Source organism: Microvirga sp. 2YAF29 (genome assembly GCF_052114605.1).
Taxonomy (GTDB): Bacteria; Pseudomonadota; Alphaproteobacteria; order Rhizobiales; family Beijerinckiaceae; genus Microvirga.
This window is the reverse complement of the sequence record NZ_JBFRFB010000007.1, coordinates 58405-74854: the sequence shown is the minus strand read 5'-3', so window position 1 is coordinate 74854 and position 16450 is coordinate 58405. Positions and strand designations below refer to the sequence as shown.

Annotated in this window: 10 protein-coding genes; 7 read left to right on the top strand and 3 right to left on the bottom strand. The window is 64.5% G+C overall.

All coding sequences use genetic code 11. The annotated features are described in order from the left end of the window. Nucleotides 1-19: 19 nt before the first annotated feature. The 3 genes from tilS (at nucleotide 20) to glmM (ending at nucleotide 4700) form a co-directional block, all read left to right on the top strand. Nucleotides 20-1042 (top strand): tRNA lysidine(34) synthetase TilS, encoded by a 1023-nt coding sequence (gene tilS / locus AB4Y85_RS11275; protein ID WP_441984990.1) that lies wholly within the window; start codon nucleotides 20-22, stop codon nucleotides 1040-1042. A 154-nt stretch (nucleotides 1043-1196) separates the two neighbouring features. Then, nucleotides 1197-3119 carry an ATP-dependent zinc metalloprotease FtsH gene (gene ftsH, locus AB4Y85_RS11270; RefSeq protein ID WP_441984989.1) on the top strand — a complete coding sequence of 641 codons (1923 nt, stop codon included), beginning with the start codon at nucleotides 1197-1199 and terminating at the stop codon, nucleotides 3117-3119. 225 nt (nucleotides 3120-3344) lie between these two features. Further along, nucleotides 3345-4700 carry a phosphoglucosamine mutase gene (gene glmM, locus AB4Y85_RS11265; protein WP_441984988.1) on the top strand — a complete coding sequence of 452 codons (1356 nt, stop codon included), beginning with the start codon at nucleotides 3345-3347 and terminating at the stop codon, nucleotides 4698-4700. A gap of 66 nt (nucleotides 4701-4766) precedes the next feature. Here the strand turns inward: glmM and AB4Y85_RS11260 are convergent, their stop codons facing one another. Next, a complete protein-coding gene (locus tag AB4Y85_RS11260) occupies nucleotides 4767-7922 on the bottom strand; it encodes an efflux RND transporter permease subunit (RefSeq protein WP_441984987.1) in 3156 nt (1051 codons plus the stop codon). 64 nt (nucleotides 7923-7986) lie between these two features. After that, nucleotides 7987-9258: an efflux RND transporter periplasmic adaptor subunit gene (locus AB4Y85_RS11255; RefSeq protein WP_441984986.1), complete on the bottom strand. Its 1272-nt coding sequence runs from the start codon at nucleotides 9256-9258 to the stop codon at nucleotides 7987-7989. A gap of 251 nt (nucleotides 9259-9509) precedes the next feature. Here AB4Y85_RS11255 and AB4Y85_RS11250 point away from each other — a divergent pair, with 251 nt between their 5' ends. From AB4Y85_RS11250 to purU, 3 genes are all read left to right on the top strand, one after another. Beyond that, nucleotides 9510-10682, top strand: a complete 1173-nt coding sequence (locus AB4Y85_RS11250) for a phosphoserine transaminase (protein ID WP_441984985.1) — start codon at nucleotides 9510-9512, stop codon at nucleotides 10680-10682. Between the two features lie 201 nt (nucleotides 10683-10883). Next, nucleotides 10884-12476: a phosphoglycerate dehydrogenase gene (gene serA / locus AB4Y85_RS11245; protein ID WP_441984984.1), complete on the top strand. Its 1593-nt coding sequence runs from the start codon at nucleotides 10884-10886 to the stop codon at nucleotides 12474-12476. 23 nt (nucleotides 12477-12499) lie between these two features. Continuing rightward, nucleotides 12500-13372 (top strand): formyltetrahydrofolate deformylase, encoded by an 873-nt coding sequence (gene purU, locus AB4Y85_RS11240; RefSeq protein ID WP_441984983.1) that lies wholly within the window; start codon nucleotides 12500-12502, stop codon nucleotides 13370-13372. A gap of 142 nt (nucleotides 13373-13514) precedes the next feature. Here the strand turns inward: purU and AB4Y85_RS11235 are convergent, their stop codons facing one another. Then, nucleotides 13515-14423, bottom strand: coding sequence for a DMT family transporter (locus AB4Y85_RS11235; RefSeq protein ID WP_441984982.1), 909 nt, complete (start codon nucleotides 14421-14423; stop codon nucleotides 13515-13517). Nucleotides 14424-14549: 126 nt separating this feature from the next. Here AB4Y85_RS11235 and AB4Y85_RS11230 point away from each other — a divergent pair, with 126 nt between their 5' ends. Continuing rightward, nucleotides 14550-15413: a type 1 glutamine amidotransferase gene (locus AB4Y85_RS11230; protein ID WP_441984981.1), complete on the top strand. Its 864-nt coding sequence runs from the start codon at nucleotides 14550-14552 to the stop codon at nucleotides 15411-15413. Nucleotides 15414-16450: the final 1037 nt, after the last annotated feature.

The window sequence follows — 16450 nt, the reverse complement described above, 5'->3', positions numbered from 1 at the left end:
TGAAGTCGAGCACCCGCCCGTGGCCGCTCCTTCATCCCCTGCCGATTCAGCCCTGGACGCCGATCCGGGGCATCTTTTTTCTGGATTGAGTGATGCCAAGGGCATTGTCGCCGCCGTTTCCGGCGGGCCGGATTCCATCGCCCTCATGCATCTGCTCGCCCGTTGGGATATCCCCACCCGCCCGCCGATCCTGATCACCACCGTGGATCATGGCCTGCGTCCCGAAGCCGCCGAGGAGGCGGCTTTCGTGGGCCGGGAGGCGGCGGCACTCGGCTTTTCCCATCGCATTTTCACCTGGACCGGCGAGAAGCCGCAGACCGGATTGCAGGAAGCCGCCCGTGAGGCGCGCTATCGCCTGCTCGTCCAATGCGCGAAGGAGGCAGGAGCCTCCCATCTTCTCACCGCCCATACCCAGGACGACCAGGCCGAGACGATCATGATGCGCCTCGCCCGAGGCTCCGGCCTGAAGGGCCTGGCCGGGATGCGCCGTGAGCGCGACCGGGATGGGATAATCCACGCAAGGCCCCTTCTCGACCTGCCGAAGGCGGCGCTGCTGGACCTGTGCCGCGAGAACGGCTGGCCCTTCATCACCGACCCGTCCAACGCCAATGAGCGCTTCGCCCGTGTGCGCTGGCGCAGGCTGCTGCCGCTTCTCGCCGAGGAAGGTCTCACCGCCGCCCGTCTTGCCCGCCTCGCGGAGCGTGCGGCCCAGGCCGACGAGGCGCTGGAGGCCAAGGCGCGGCAGGCATTGGCGGAAGCGAGGCCGATAGAGGATGAGAAGAGCCTCTCCTTCAACGCCGCCTGCCTCGCCGATGAGCCTTTCGAGATCGCCCTTCGCGTGCTGGCCCAGGCGCTGGAGCGGATCGGCCTGCCCCTCGATAATGCCCGCCTTGCCCGCCTGGAAACAGGCGTCGAGCGATTGGGCCATGCGCTCCGCACAGGGGAGGGGCTTCGGATGACCCTGGCAGGGGCGCTGATCGATCTCGACCGCACCGGGCGCCTCGTCTTGAGCCCTGAGCCGCCCAGATCACGAGGTCGTTAGCCAATTCTCTTAGCCAATCCCTCTGGATCATGCCCCATGTGCGCCGCATTCCCTTGGCAAGGACAATGGGTGTGCCTACATTGAGTTTAACCGCACGGGGACGCCGATCCCTATTCCCTGTGCTTCATCTCCCTCTGGGGCAGAACCTGATCAAATGAATTCAAATTTCCGCAACTTCGCCTTGTGGGTTGTCATTTTCCTCCTGGTCCTGGCGCTCGTGACCCTTTTCCAGAGCCCGGGCCAGCGGGGCGGCGGCAGCGATATCGCCTATAGCCAGCTTCTCAGCGAGGCCGATGCCGGACGCATTACCAGCGTCATCATCTCCGGTCCGGAGATCAGCGGCACCTATGCCAGCGGCGGCAACTTTACGTCCTATGCGCCTTACGATCCCAACCTGGTGACGAAGCTGCAGCAGAAGGGGGTGCAGATCACCGCCCGTCCGCAGTCGGATTCCACCCCCTGGTTCATCGCGGTCCTCATGAACATCCTTCCCATCGCGCTGTTCATCGGCGCCTGGGTGTTCCTGTCGCGCCAGATGCAGAACGGGGCTGGCCGCGCCATGGGGTTCGGCAAGTCCAAGGCGAAGCTCCTCACGGAGGCCCATGGCCGCGTGACCTTCGACGACGTGGCCGGTATCGACGAGGCCAAGGAAGACCTGCAGGAGGTCGTGGAGTTCCTGCGCGATCCGCAGAAATTCCAGCGCCTCGGCGGCCGCATCCCGCGCGGCGTGCTGCTCGTCGGTCCTCCCGGCACCGGTAAGACCCTGACCGCCCGCGCGGTAGCGGGTGAGGCCAACGTGCCGTTCTTCACCATCTCCGGTTCGGACTTCGTCGAGATGTTCGTCGGCGTCGGCGCCAGCCGCGTCCGCGACATGTTCGAGCAGGCGAAGAAAAACTCGCCCTGCATCATCTTCATCGACGAAATCGACGCGGTCGGCCGTCATCGCGGCGCCGGTCTCGGCGGCGGCAACGACGAGCGTGAACAGACCCTCAACCAGCTCCTCGTGGAGATGGACGGCTTCGAGGCCAACGAGGGTGTCATCATCATCGCGGCCACCAACCGCCCCGACGTGCTCGATCCGGCGCTGCTGCGTCCGGGCCGCTTCGACCGTCAGATCGTGGTGCCGAACCCGGATGTCATGGGCCGTGAGAAGATCCTGCGCGTTCACGTGCGCAAGGTTCCGCTTGCTCCCGATGTGGACCTGAGGGTGATCGCCCGCGGCACGCCCGGTTTCTCTGGTGCCGATCTCATGAACCTCGTCAACGAGGCGGCCTTGCTCGCGGCCCGTCGCGGCAAGCGCATCGTGACGATGAAGGAGTTCGAGGACGCCAAGGACAAGGTGATGATGGGTGCGGAGCGCCGTACGCTCGTCATGACCGACGACGAGAAGCGCCTGACCGCCTATCACGAGGCCGGCCACGCCGTGGTCGCCCTCAACGTTCCGGCCACCGACCCGGTGCACAAGGCCACCATCATCCCGCGCGGTCGTGCGCTGGGCATGGTGATGCAGCTGCCGGAGCGCGACAAGCTGTCCATGAGCTACGAGCAGATGACCTCGCGTCTCGCCATCATGATGGGCGGCCGCATTGCCGAGGAGATGATCTTCGGCAAGGAGAAGGTCACTTCCGGTGCGCAGTCGGATATCGAGCAGGCCACGCGTCTTGCCCGCATGATGGTCACCAAGTGGGGCTTCTCGCCCGAACTCGGCACCGTCGCTTACGGCGAGAACCAGGACGAGGTGTTCCTGGGCATGTCCATGGGACGCACGCAGAACATCTCCGAGGCGACCTCCCAGAAGATCGACTCCGAGGTTCGCCGTCTCGTGGAGGGCGGCCTCATCGATGCTCGCCGCATTCTCACCGAGAAGGAGCATGAACTCGAGGCTCTGGCGCGTGGACTTCTGGAATACGAGACCTTGTCGGGCGACGAGATCCGCAACCTGCTCGACGGCCAGCCGCCGGTGCGCGATGCGGGTGGCGATCCGGTGACCCCGGCGCGCGGCTCCGCCGTTCCCAACACGCGTCCCGGCCGTCCCCGGGAGAGCGATGGGGGCATGGAGCCCCAGCCGCAGGCTTAAAAGCCGGTCATAGGAATGAGTTTGGAACGCTCGCTTCGGCGAGCGTTCTTTTTTGTTTACCTGAAGCTTCTACCTTCCCTTTTCAGAATTCGACTCGGCGCCTTGTAATATTCGCTTATTTCTTGTGATGAGCCGAACCGGCCCGAAGTCTTGACCCTGATGGAAGAGGTTGCTTTGACAAAAGCAAAGCGCAAAGTCGCGCAAGGGAATGGGGAGACTAAACCCATGCGGAAATACTTCGGGACCGACGGCATCCGGGGACGGGCCAACGGCGTCATCACGCCGGACCTCGCCTTGAAGGTCGGGCAGGCCGCAGGCCTCATGTTCCAGCAGAACGGCGATTATCGCCACCGGGTGGTCATCGGCAAGGATACGCGCCTGTCCGGCTACATGATCGAATACGCGCTCGTCGCGGGCTTCACCTCGGTGGGCATGGATGTGCTGCTGCTCGGCCCCATGCCGACGCCGGCGGTGGCCATGCTCACGCGCTCCTTGCGCTGCGACCTCGGCGTCATGATCTCCGCTTCGCACAACCCCTACGAAGATAACGGCATCAAGCTGTTCGGGCCCGACGGGTTCAAGCTCAACGATGAGACGGAGCTGGCAATCGAGGCGCTCATCGACGGCGATCTCACGCCGCGTCTTTCAGGCTCCGCTGCATTGGGCCGCGCCAAGCGCATCGAGAGCGTCCATGCCCGCTACATCGAATTCGCCAAGCGCACCCTGCCGCGTCAGATCGATCTGGAGGGCATGCGCGTCGTGCTCGATTGCGCCAACGGCGCCGGCTACAAGGTCGCGCCCGAGACCTTGTGGGAACTCGGCGCCGAGGTGGTGAGCATCGGCGTGGAGCCCAACGGTTTCAACATCAATCACGAGGTCGGCTCTACCGCGCCCGAGGCGCTGATCCACAAGGTGCGGGAGCTGCGCGCCGATGTGGGCATCGCGCTCGACGGCGATGCGGACCGCGTGCTGATCGTGGACGAGAAGGGCCAGAAGGTCGACGGCGACCAGCTCATGGGCGTCATCGCCCGTTCCTGGAAGGAAGACGGACGCCTCGCGCAGCCCGGCGTCGTTGCGACGATCATGTCCAATCTCGGCCTCGAGCGCTATCTCGGTGACATGGGCCTCAATCTCGTGCGCACGGCGGTTGGTGACCGCTACGTGCTCGAGCATATGCGCGCCCACGGCTACAATCTCGGCGGCGAGCAATCGGGTCATATCATCATGTCCGATTACACGACGACGGGCGACGGCCTCGTCGCGGCGCTTCAGCTGCTCGCCGTGGTGAAGAGCATGGGCAAGACCGTGTCAGAGGTTTGCCACTGCTTCGAGCCTCTGCCGCAGATTCTCAAGAACGTGCGTTACAAATCCGGCAAGCCCTTGCAGGAAGCGACCGTCGTCAAGGCCATCGAAGCCGGGCGCGAAAAACTCGGCGCCTCCGGCCGCCTCGTTATCCGCCCCTCCGGCACCGAGCCGGTGATCCGCGTGATGGGCGAGGGCGACAACGCCGATCTCGTCACGCAGGTGGTGGACGACGTGGTGGATGCGGTGACGCAGGCTGCATCGAAGGCTGCTGCGTAAGTTCAGCGCTTCTGATCGAGCAAACAAAAACCCCGGCATCACTGCCGGGGTTTTTGTTTATGTCGATTACTCCGCCGGATAAGCCGGTGGTTCTGGGCGAGGATGGATGTCCTCGCCATGAGGGACTTGGCCGGTCTCAGCGCGCAGCTTAGCAAGCATGTCGCCCACGTAAGTGGCGGGCTTGGTGTAGCCGCCGAGGAGCAGGTAGATCGACGGCACCACCAGCATGGTGAGCATGGTCGAGACGGTGACGCCGCCGACGATCACCGAGCCGATGGCGTTGCGCGCTTCCGCGCCTGCACCCGTGGACCAGGCGAGCGGGACCGCGCCGCCGATCATGGCGATCGAGGTCATCAGGATCGGCCGCAGGCGCATCACGGATGCTTCGAGCACCGCATCGTAGACCGAGTATCCGCGCTCGCGCAGCTGGTTGGAGAACTCGACGATCAGGATGCCGTTTTTCGTCATCAGACCGATGAGCAGGATCATGCCGATCTGGCTGTAGATGTTGAGCGTCTGCCCGGTCACGAACAAGGCCAGCAATCCGCCCGTCACCGCGAGCGGCACGGTGAGCATGATGATGAACGGGTTGATCCAGCTTTCGAACTGCGCCGCCAGCACCAGAAACACCACGAGCAGCGCCATGGCGAAGGTCACGTAGATCGCGCCGGTGGAGTCGAGGAAGTCCTTGGACTGGCCGTTATAGCCGATGCGCACTTCAGCCGGCAGGTTATCGCGCACGATCTGCTGCAGGATATCCAGGCCCTCGCCGATGGAGACGCCCGGCGCGAGGCCGGATTGAATCGTGATCGAGCGCAGGCGGTCGAACCGGTTCAAGGCCTGGGGTGCCGCGGATTCCGTCAGGCTCACGAAAGAGGAGAGGGGAACGAGCTCGCCATTGGCGGCGCGCACGAAGGTGTTGGTGAGGTCGTTGGGCGTCGCGCGGTCCTGCGCACGGGCGCGCATGATCACCGGATATTCGTCGCCACGGCTGACGAAGGTCGAGACTTCCGTCTCGCCGAACATCAATTGCAGCGTGCTGCCGATATCCTGCACCGAGACGCCGAGATCGGCGGCGCGCTGGCGGTCGATCTGCACGCGGATGTCGGGCTGCGACTCGCGGTAATTGGAGTCCATGTTGACGAACTTGCCCGTCTCCTGGGCTTTCTGCATGACCGTGTCGCGCCAGCCGCGGATCGTATCGTAATCGGGGCCGCCGAGCACGAACTGGATCGGCTGGCCGAAGCCGCCCGCGCCGCCGAAGGCCGGCGGGTTGACCACCGATGCGCGCGCGCCGGGGAAGTTCGACACCTTCGGCGTCATCTGACGCACGATGTCCTGCTGGCTCTGCGTCCGCTCCTCCCAGGGAACGAGGCGCACGATCACGATACCCTCGTTGACGGGGGAGGGGCGCGAGAAGCCGGGAGCGACCTGGCTCAGCATGGAGGCGACGAGGCCCTGCTCCTGAAGGGGCAGAAGAGCCTTCTCCACTTCCTTCACCCGGTCGCGGGTATAATCGAGGCTGGCCCCCTCCGGGGCCTGGAGGCGCACGATGATCGCGCCGCGATCTTCCGTCGGAGCGAATTCCTTCGGCAGAGACTGGAACAGGCCGTAGGCCGAAAGCGACACCAGGAAGCCGACGGAGAGAATGACCAGCGGGATGCGTAAGGCCCGCGAGAGAAGCCAGCGATAGCCGTTGTTCATCTTCTGGAATACCGGCTCGGTCATGCGCTGGATGCGGCCATGCGCCGGCACCATCAGTTTTGAGCACATCATCGGCGTCAGCGTGCGCGCCACGACACCGGAGAAGAAGATGGCGGCGGCGAGCGTGATGCCGAATTCGCGGAAGAGCTTGCCGGTGTTGCCGGTCATGAAGGCGAGCGGCACGAACACGGCCATGAGCGTGGCGGTTGTCGCGATCACCGCGAAGCCGATTTCGCGCGCGCCGTCGAAGGAGGCGAGCAGCGGCGGCTGCCCTTCCTCGATGCGGCGGTGCACGTTCTCGATCTCCACGATGGCATCGTCCACGACGATGCCGATGGCGAGCACGATGGCGAGCAGCGTCAGCACGTTGATGGATGCGCCGAAGAACGCCATGACCATGAAGGCCGCGGTGATCGAGACCGGGATCGCCACCATGGCGACGATGGTGGAGCGCCAGTCGCGCAGGAAGACCAGGATGACCAGAATGACGAGCGCAACGCCTTCCAGAAGCGTCTTGAGAACGCCGTTGATGGAGGCGCGGATGAACTGGCTCTCGTCATAGGCGACTTCCGCCACGGTGCCGGGCGGCAGTGAGCTTTTCAGCTCCTCCAGTTCCTTGCGCACGCCATCGACGACGGCGAGCGTGTTGGCGGTGGACTGGCGCACGACGCCCATGCCGATGGCGGTCTCGCCCGATTGATAGAACTCGAAGCGCGTATCTTCGGGGCCGACCTCGACCTGCGCCACTTCGCCGAGACGAACCAGATAGCCGTTCTTGTTGGTGACGATCACCTGCTGGAACTGCTCGGGCGTGGCGAGGCGGGAATCCGTCTTGACGGTGAATTCACGCTGGCTGGACTCGATGCGTCCGCCGGGAAGCTCCACATTCTGGCGCTTGATGGCGGTCTCGAGGTCCTGCACCGTAAGGCCGCGCGCGGCCAGTGCCGGACGGTCGACCCAGATGCGCATGGCGAAGCGCCGCTCGCCGCTCAAGTTGACGTTGGCGACGCCCGGCACGGTGGACAGGCGGTCCACATAGACGCGCTTGAGAAAGTCGCTGAGTTCGAGCGCGTCGAGGGTGGTGGAGGTCACGCCCACCCACAGGATGGCCGAGGCATTTGCATCGACTTTGCGCACCACCGGCGTTTCGGCGCCGTCCGGCAAGCGTCCGGTAACGCGGGACACGGCATCGCGCACGTCGGATGTCGCGGCTTCCGGCTCGCGGGAGACCTCGAACTCGATGGAAACCGACGAGCGGTCGTTCTGGCTCTGCGACGTGATCTGGCGGATGCCTTCGATACCCGCGATAGCGCCCTCGATGATCTCCGTCACGCGGCTCTCGATCACCTCGTTCGAGGCGCCGCGATAAATGGTGGAGACCGAGACGACAGGGCGGTCGACCTGCGGATATTCGCGAACCGGCAGGTTCATGAGCGATGCAAGGCCGCCCACGATCAGCAGCAGGCTGACCACGACAGCGAAGACGGGACGGCGAATGAAGAGGTCGGAAACCTGCATGGCGATTAAAGCTCTTGAAGCCTATCGTTTGACAAAAATTCTCCCGCCGGAGCGGGAGAACAAATTACTTCGCCTCGGCAGCCTGCGCGCTGCCGATGGCCTGCGGCACGTTCAGGGATGAGCGCGACGGTTGTTGCCTGTTATTGGCAGCGGGAGCGTTGTTCTGCGCCGGGCCTGAGCCCAGCGGGCGGGCGATGACCTCGGCGCCGGGGCGCACGCGCTGCACGCCGAGAATGACGATGGTCTCGCCGGCCTTCAAACCCTCAATCACCTCGACCTTGCCGCCCTGGCGCTGGCCGATGGTGATGACGCGGCGCTCCACCTTGCCGTCCTTCACCGGATAGACGAGGTGGCGCAGGCCCTCGCTGACGATGGCCTCTTCCGGCACCACGACCGCGTCGTCCTTGTTCGAAACTTCGAGCGCGACGGACAGGAACATGCCGGGCTTCAGGGCCTCGTCGGCGTTGTCGAACTCGGCCGTCAGACGCGCGGTGCGCGTCGTCTGGTCGACGCGGGGATCGATGGTCGCGACGGTGCCCTTGAAGGTGCGGTCGCGATAAGCCGCCGAGGTGGCGTTGACAGTCTGGCCCGGCTTGAGACGGCCCAGGAGATTCTCCGGCACCGCGAAGTCGAGGCGGACCTTGGAGAGATCGTCGAGGGAGGTGATGCGAGTGCCGGGGGCGACATAGGCGCCGAGCGAGACGGAGCGGGTGCCGACGCGGCCGGGGAAGGGGGCGCGGATCATCAGGTCTTCGAGCCGGGCTTCGGCTGCCTTGCGCTGTGCCTGGGCGGAGGCGATGGACCCTTCGAGCGACTTTATCTGGGCCGTCAGGTCATCGACCTGGGCGCCGGTGCCGGCGCCGGTGCGGTTCAGGGCCTGGGCGCGCTCCAGCTTGATGGCGACTTCGTTGCGAAGCGCCTGGGCGCGTCCGGCTTCCGCAATGGCCTGCTCGATCTCGGCGCGCCGTTCGGCGGCGTCGAACTCGACCAGCATGTCGCCGGCCTTGACCTGCTGGCCTTCATTGAAGCCGATCTGGCCCACGATGCCCGCGACCTTCGCGGTCACGGTAATCGATTCATAGGCACGCACCGTGCCGACCGATTCCCGAACCTCGACGATGCGTCCGGTCTTGACCGTATCGACCTCGACCGTTGCAGGGCCGGCAGGCCCGCGTCCGCGCTGCGCGCCGGGAGCGCCTGCCTGGCCGGAGGACGGACTGAAGGAGGCGCCGATCACAGGCAGATTGGCCAGGTAACCGCCCTGATAGGCGTACCAGCCGCCAAAGCCTGCCGCCCCCAGCAACGCTATGACCGCGAGTTGACCGGACACACGCATGCTCGCTCCTTGAACTTTCGAAGTCTTCTTCAGTCACATTGATGTGGTGAGAACCTAACACACCATAGGTCAGGCCTTGTGACTATAACGCACGAAGCACGATGTTTTGTATTACGATTTTGTAATCTCGGTGCTTTTCTTGCTGCCTAACCTTGCGGCAATTGCCTTGACCGTAGGCGGCTCTTCCGCCATACCGGTCGGCGGGACACCTCTCCCCACCGAGAGGCGCCCATCTGTAAGGATGGACTAACATGACAGACCTGCCCAATGCGCGTCCTCGCGCGCCTTTCTTCTCGTCCGGCCCCTGCGCGAAGCGCCCCGGATGGTCCCTAGCAAATCTGAAAACCGAATCTCTCGGCCGCTCGCATCGCGCCAAGCTCGGCAAGGCGCGCCTGAAGCTCGCCATCGACCTCACCCGTGAGGTTCTGGATGTGCCGGCCGATTACCGCATCGGCATCGTGCCCGCCTCCGATACCGGCGCCGTCGAGATGGTGCTGTGGTCGATGCTGGGCGCTCGCCCCGTCGACATGCTGGCCTGGGAAAGCTTCGGCGAGGGCTGGGTCACGGACGTGGTCAAGCAGCTCAAGCTTGACGATGCCCGCGTGATCACTGCGCCCTACGGCGAGCTGCCCGATCTCTCGCAGGTCGATACGAAAAATCGCGACGTGGTCTTCACCTGGAACGGTACCACCTCCGGCGTGCGCGTGCCGAATGCGGATTGGATCGCTGCCGACCGTGAAGGCCTGACCATCTGCGATGCGACATCCGCCGCCTTCGCGCAGAAGCTCGACTTTGCGAAGCTCGATGTGGTCACCTTCTCCTGGCAAAAAGTGCTCGGTGGTGAAGCTGCCCACGGCATGCTCATCCTCTCGCCGCGCGCGGTGGAGCGGCTTGAGAGCTACAAGCCCGCTTGGCCGCTGCCGAAGATCTTCCGCATGACGAAAGGCGGCAAGCTCATCGAGGGCATCTTCGAGGGCGAGACCATCAACACTCCGTCCATGCTGGCGGTCGAGGATTACATCGACGCGCTCGAATGGGCGAAGTCCATCGGCGGACTGAACGCGCTCGTCGCGAAAGCCGATGCCAACGCCAAGGTCATCCTCGACTGGGTCGAGAAGACCCCGTGGGTCGCCAACCTTGCGAAGGTACCGGAAACCGCTTCCAACACCAGCGTGTGCCTCGTCATCGCCGACGCGGACGTTGTGGGACTAGGCCCCGAGGCTGTTGCGCAGGTCGCCAAGGGCATCACCGCCGCGCTTGACAAGGAGGGCGTGGCCCTCGACATCGGCGCCTATCGCGATGCGCCTCCCGGCCTTCGCATCTGGTGCGGCGCGACGGTGGAGCAATCCGATCTCGAAGCCCTGACGCCCTGGCTCGACTGGGCCTTCGTGCAAGAAAAGGCGAAGCTCGCGAAAGCGGCATAGCGCTCTTTACCCTCCCCTTGAGGGGGAGGGTCGACGCCCGTAGGGCGGCGGGGTGGGGTGGGAAGCACCGCCCGTCATCGTCGCCCTCGGACAAAACGCACAGCCAATCAACCCGACTGCGCCGTTCACTCCACCCCGGCTCTTCGAGCCGACCCTCCCTCTCAAGGGGAGGGTGTGACAGCGGCAAACAACAGGTGCACCATGCCCGCTCCCCGCGTACTCATTTCCGACGCTCTCTCCCCCGCTGCCGTGCAGATCTTCAAGGATCGCGGCATCGAGGTCGATTTCCAGCCCGATCTCGGCAAGGACAAAGAGAAGCTCGCTGCCATCATCGGCAATTATGACGGCCTCGCGATCCGCTCCGCCACCAAGGTGACGGCGAAAATTCTCGAACAGGCGACAAACCTGAAGGTCATCGGCCGCGCCGGCATCGGCGTGGACAATGTCGAGATTCCCGCCGCCACGGCGAAGGGCATCATCGTCATGAACACGCCCTTCGGCAATTCCATCACGACGGCAGAACACGCCATCGCGATGATGTTCGCGCTCGCGCGCCAGATCCCGCAAGCGGATGCTTCGACGCAGGCCGGCAAGTGGGAGAAGAACCGCTTCATGGGCGTCGAGCTGACCGCCAAGGTGCTCGGAATCATCGGCTGCGGCAATATCGGCTCCATCGTGGCCGATCGCGGCATCGGGCTTCGCATGAAGGTCATCGCCTATGATCCCTTCCTGTCGCCCGAGCGCGCTGTTGAGCTCGGCGTCGAGAAGGTGGAACTCGATGACCTTCTGCGCCGCGCCGACATCATCACGCTGCATGTGCCGATGACGGAGAAGACGAAGAACGTGCTCTCCGCCGAGAACATCGCCAAGACAAAGAAGGGCGTGCGTATCATCAACTGTGCCCGTGGCGGTCTCGTTGATGAGTTGGCTTTGCGCGCGGCGCTCGATTCCGGCCATGTGGCGGGCGCTGCCTTCGACGTGTTCGTCGAGGAGCCCGCGACGAGCAATCCGCTCTTCGGCCATCCCAACGTGGTCTGCACGCCGCATCTGGGTGCGGCCACCACGGAAGCGCAGGAGAACGTGGCTTTGCAGGTGGCGGAGCAGATGTCCGATTACCTGCTCCAGGGCGCGATCCAGAACGCGGTGAACTTCCCGTCGATCACGGCGGAAGAGGCGCCGCGCCTCAAGCCCTTCGTGGCGCTCGCCGAAAAGCTCGGCTCGTTCCTCGGCCAACTCACGGATGCCTCCATCAAGGGCATCCGCATCGAATACGAGGGCGCTGTCGCCGAGATGAACACCCGCGCGCTCACTTCGGCTGCTGTCACGGGCGTTCTGCGTCCCTTCCTGCAGGACATCAACATGGTGTCGGCGCCGCTCGTGGCGCGCGAGCGCGGCATCGTTGTGGAAGAGGTGAAGCGTGAGAGCGCGGCGCGCGACTACGAGAGCTTCATCCGCATCATCGTCGATGCCGACGACATGCCGCGCCACGCGGGCGGCACCGTGTTCCAGGACGGCAAGCCGCGCGTCACGGAAATCCGCGACATCATGGTAGATGCCGAGTTCGCGCCGCACATGATCTATGTGCGCAACGACGACAAGCCCGGCTTCATCGGCCGCTTCGGCACGCTCCTCGGCGAGTCCGGCGTGAACGTCGCGACTTTCGCGCTCGGCCGCGACAAGCCCGGCGGCGATGCGATCTGCTTCGTCTCGGTCGATCAGCCGGTGAGCGATGAGCTCCTGCGCAGGATCGAGGAGATCCCGCAGGTCAAGCGCGCCCGCGCCGTCAGATTTTAGTCAGAGGATTTGAGGACTGCATCATGGCCATGAATGTCTCGCAACGCTTCATCCTGACGCTCGCCTGCGCGAACCGTCCTGGTATCGTGGCGGCGGTCGCGAGCCATCTGTCCGATGCGGGCCTCAACATCCTCGATGCGCAGCAATACGACGATACGCAGACGGATCGCTTCTTCATGCGTGTCGTGTTCAATCCTGTCGAAGGCGAGAGCGATATCGAGGCGCTCAAGGGCGGCTTTGCGCCGCTCGCTTCGCGTCTCGGCATGACATGGACGATGAGCGACCAGGGCCGCAGGCAACGTGTCATGCTGCTCGTGTCGAAATTCGACCATTGCCTCGCGGACCTGCTCTATCGCTGGCGCATCAATGAGCTCGATTTCGAGCCCGTCGGCGTCATCGCCAATCATCCGGTCGAGGCCTATAGCCATGTGGATCTGGGCGACGTGCCGTTCCACTACCTGCCCGTCACGCAGGACACGAAGCTGGAGCAGGAGGGACGTGTCTGGGAAATCATCCGCGATGCAAGGGCCGATTTCGTGGTGCTCGCGCGCTACATGCAGGTGCTGTCGGATGGGCTGGCCGCGAAGCTCGCCGGACGCTGCATCAACATTCACCATTCATTCCTGCCGAGCTTCAAGGGCGCGAAGCCCTATCACCAGGCCCATACGCGCGGCGTGAAGCTGATCGGCGCGACGGCGCATTACGTGACGTCGGATCTCGACGAGGGGCCGATCATCGCGCAGGACGTGGAATCGATCACGCATCGCGACTCGGCGGACGATCTCGTGCGCAAGGGCCGCGACATCGAGCGCCGCGTGCTGGCCCGCGCCGTGCGCTATCACCTGGAAGACCGCATCCTGCTCAACGGCCGCAAGACGGTGGTGTTCGCGGATTAGTTTCCAGTGTCATCCCGGGGCCGCGCAGCGGAGCCCGGGATCCATAACCACGACAGTGGTTCATTCTGCGCAGCCGGTTTTTCTGGGTCCCCACCTTCGCGGGGATGACAGTGGAGGGTTTGATGTCCGTCAGAGGACATTTCTAGCGCCGCCGCTGCTCCGCGAGCCAGATGCCGCCGAGCACGAGAGCAAGCCCCAGGCCGTGATAGAACGCGAAGGGCTCGCCCAGCAGAACCACCGCGAGCAATGCGCCGAAGACCGGCACGAGGTTGACGAAGATGCCTGCGCGCGCCGGGCCGATCAGCTCGACGCCGCGCATGAAGAAGAGCTGCGAGACGAGCGAGGGCATGAGGCCCGCATAGAGCAGAACCAGCCAGCCCTGCATGTCCGGCCAGCGCGCCGTGCCGTTGATCACCTCCATGACGAGCAGGGGCACCGAACTCACGAACGCGACGAAGGCTAACCCGGCGAAGAACACGAGGGCCGGAAGGGCGGGGCGGCGGCGCAGGCCCAGGGTGTAGGCCGCGTAGAGCACGCAGGCGATGAGAGTGAGCACATCGCCGAAATTGAGCGCCAGCGTCTTGAGGATGTCGAGATCGGCCTTCACGGAGATTAGGACCACGCCCGCGATCGTCACGATCATTCCAAGGATCTGCAGCGGAACCACGCGGGTCTGGAAGAACAGCACCGAGCCGAGCAGCACGAGCACCGGGATCGAGCCCTGGAAGATGGTGAGGTTCACGGCGGTGGTATGGTGTGCGGCCGCGTAGAACAGGGCATTGAACGCGGTGAAGCCGAAGGCTCCCATGAGGACGATGAAGCGCCAATGCTGTTTCATCTTCGGCCATTCAGCAACGGTCTGTCGTCCGACGAGCGGTATGGTCACCATGACCACGATCACCCAGCGCATGCAGGTCAGGATCATGGGGGAGACATGGCCCACGGCCAGTCGTCCCGCGATCGCGTTGCCGCCCCACATCAAGGCCGTGAGCACAAGCAGCAAATAGGCCTGGCTCCAGAAGGCTTGCCCGAGCGGTTGCAGGAATTTCATGAAAAAGGCCCGATCCCCTGACGCGTCGCCCAGGCATGCGTGATCCGCTTGGCTGAACGGTGCAATTGCGCTTGCCGCCGGGCGCGGTTTCGGTAAACCAGCGCAAAAAGGAGGCGTGTGACGTCTATGGCCTTACGGTTTCTAGTGGTTGAGGGCAATACGCGTGGCGCAAGGGAGGCCCACAAGGCCGCCTATGGTCGAATGCTGTCCGAGTCCTATGCGGATGTGATTCAGGGCTCCGCGAAGGGCGCGATCTGCGACATCGCCTTTCCGGCGGACGAGGGCGCGAACCTGCCGGATGCCGCAGGCCTCGAATCCTATGACGGCATCGTGCTCACCGGCTCGCATCTCAGCATCTATGACCGCACGCCGGAAATCACGCGCCAGATCGACCTGATGCGCGCGATCTATGCCTCGCGCACCCCGGCCTTCGGTTCCTGCTGGGGCCTCCAGGTCGCGGCGGTGGCCGCCGACGGCGATGTGCAACGCAACCCGCTCGGCCGTGAGGTGGGCTTCGCCCGCCGCCTGCGCCGCACGGAAGAGGGCAGGGGCCACCCCATGCTGGAAGGCCGCCCGGAGGTCTATGACGCGCCGGCCATCCATCTCGACATGGTGACGGTGCTGCCGAAAGACGCCACAATCGTCGCCACCAATCCGGTCTCCGCCGTCCAGGCGGCGGAGTTCCGCCAGGACGGCGGCACCTTCTGGGGCGTTCAGTACCACCCTGAATTCAGCCTCACTGAGCTCGCCGTCATCCTGCGGCTGCGCACCGAACTCATGATCCGCGAAGGCTTCTGCCGCGCGCCTGAGGAAGTGCATGCCTACGCGGACGACCTCACGATGCTCGACAGGGAACCGTCCCGCTTCGATCTCGCCTGGCGCCACGGCGTGGATTCCGAAGTGCTCGACACCGCCCGCCGCACCCGCGAAATCCGCAACTTCATCGAGCATCGGGTGAAGGTGGAAAAGAGCGTGCGGGGACGGGAGTGAGGTCTCACTCCTGGTGAGAGCCGTGCATCCAATACGTCATCCCGGGGCTGCGCAGCAGAACCCGGGATCGTTCGCAGGATGAGGCGCGTGCTTCCCTCCCCCTTGCGGGGAGGGATTCAGGGTGGGGGTCGCAAAGTCGGAGAGGTTCGCTGCCTTAAGTCATCACGACAGCCCTACAGTGTCATTCCCGGCCGGAGCGCAGCGGAGGGGAAGGGAATCCATAGCGCTGCGCTTGATCGTGGATCCCCTTCCCTCGCTGACGCTCGCCGGGGATGACAACGGCTGGTCCCAGCTTTCACCCAGCCGTACCACCCCGACCCTGGCCCTCCCCGCAAGGGGAGGGAACGCGCGCTCCATCCTGCCAACGATCCCGGATCTGCGCTGCGCTTCGTCCGGGATGACACTGTGACGGCAATGCCATGTTCTGCATTTGTTCTTGACAAAAGCCCTGCCTTATGGCTAAGGTTTTCTCGTCCAGCTTCGCGAGGGACGCGCCCGAGGCGTCGGTTGTGGAGGCTGGATACGGTTCTGACGGGACGGGGCTTCGCATCCCCGGACGGTCAGGGTTCCGAGCGGGGAGGAAGAGGCGCTGAGCTTGTTCGGGCAGGCTGCGTCGACGCTCCCCCAGCCTCGCCGGTGCTGGAGCTGGATCTCCAGGGCCGCGCTTGAACAAGCGCCGTGCAGCGTCTCTGAGGGTTTGTCCCTGATGGCGCCGGAGCGTCGAGGCCGGGATCGAAAAGCCGTGCGCGGGAGGCGATTGCAGCTTCCCCTCCGGGCGGATCTCCCGTCCCGACCCCATCTTCGCGCTCCCGCCCACGGATCGCGAGGCTTCAAACCGCGTCCCGCGCGTCCCTCTCCACGATGGACCAGGCCAGGACAAAGCCTGCCGCACTTCCGCGCAGATGCGGATGTCGAGCAAACTCGCCTTCTCGCCTTGTTCTCTCCAAGAAGACGTATCATGCATGGGACAAGGTGCATTGCGGCTTGACCTGAAGCGCATGATCCACGAAGAGGGTTTGCAAGGTTTTTACCCAACC

Excerpts from the sequence above, each read along its gene's own strand:
- ftsH (WP_441984989.1), top strand. The coding sequence starts at position 1,197 with ATGAATTCAAATTTCCGCAACTTCGCCTTGTGGGTTGTCATTTTCCTC.
- glmM (WP_441984988.1), top strand. The coding sequence starts at position 3,345 with ATGCGGAAATACTTCGGGACCGACGGCATCCGGGGACGGGCCAACGGC.
- AB4Y85_RS11260 (WP_441984987.1), bottom strand. The coding sequence starts at position 7,922 with ATGCAGGTTTCCGACCTCTTCATTCGCCGTCCCGTCTTCGCTGTCGTG.
- AB4Y85_RS11255 (WP_441984986.1), bottom strand. The coding sequence starts at position 9,258 with ATGCGTGTGTCCGGTCAACTCGCGGTCATAGCGTTGCTGGGGGCGGCA.
- AB4Y85_RS11250 (WP_441984985.1), top strand. The coding sequence starts at position 9,510 with ATGACAGACCTGCCCAATGCGCGTCCTCGCGCGCCTTTCTTCTCGTCC.
- serA (WP_441984984.1), top strand. The coding sequence starts at position 10,884 with ATGCCCGCTCCCCGCGTACTCATTTCCGACGCTCTCTCCCCCGCTGCC.
- purU (WP_441984983.1), top strand. The coding sequence starts at position 12,500 with ATGGCCATGAATGTCTCGCAACGCTTCATCCTGACGCTCGCCTGCGCG.
- AB4Y85_RS11235 (WP_441984982.1), bottom strand. The coding sequence starts at position 14,423 with ATGAAATTCCTGCAACCGCTCGGGCAAGCCTTCTGGAGCCAGGCCTAT.
- AB4Y85_RS11230 (WP_441984981.1), top strand. The coding sequence starts at position 14,550 with ATGGCCTTACGGTTTCTAGTGGTTGAGGGCAATACGCGTGGCGCAAGG.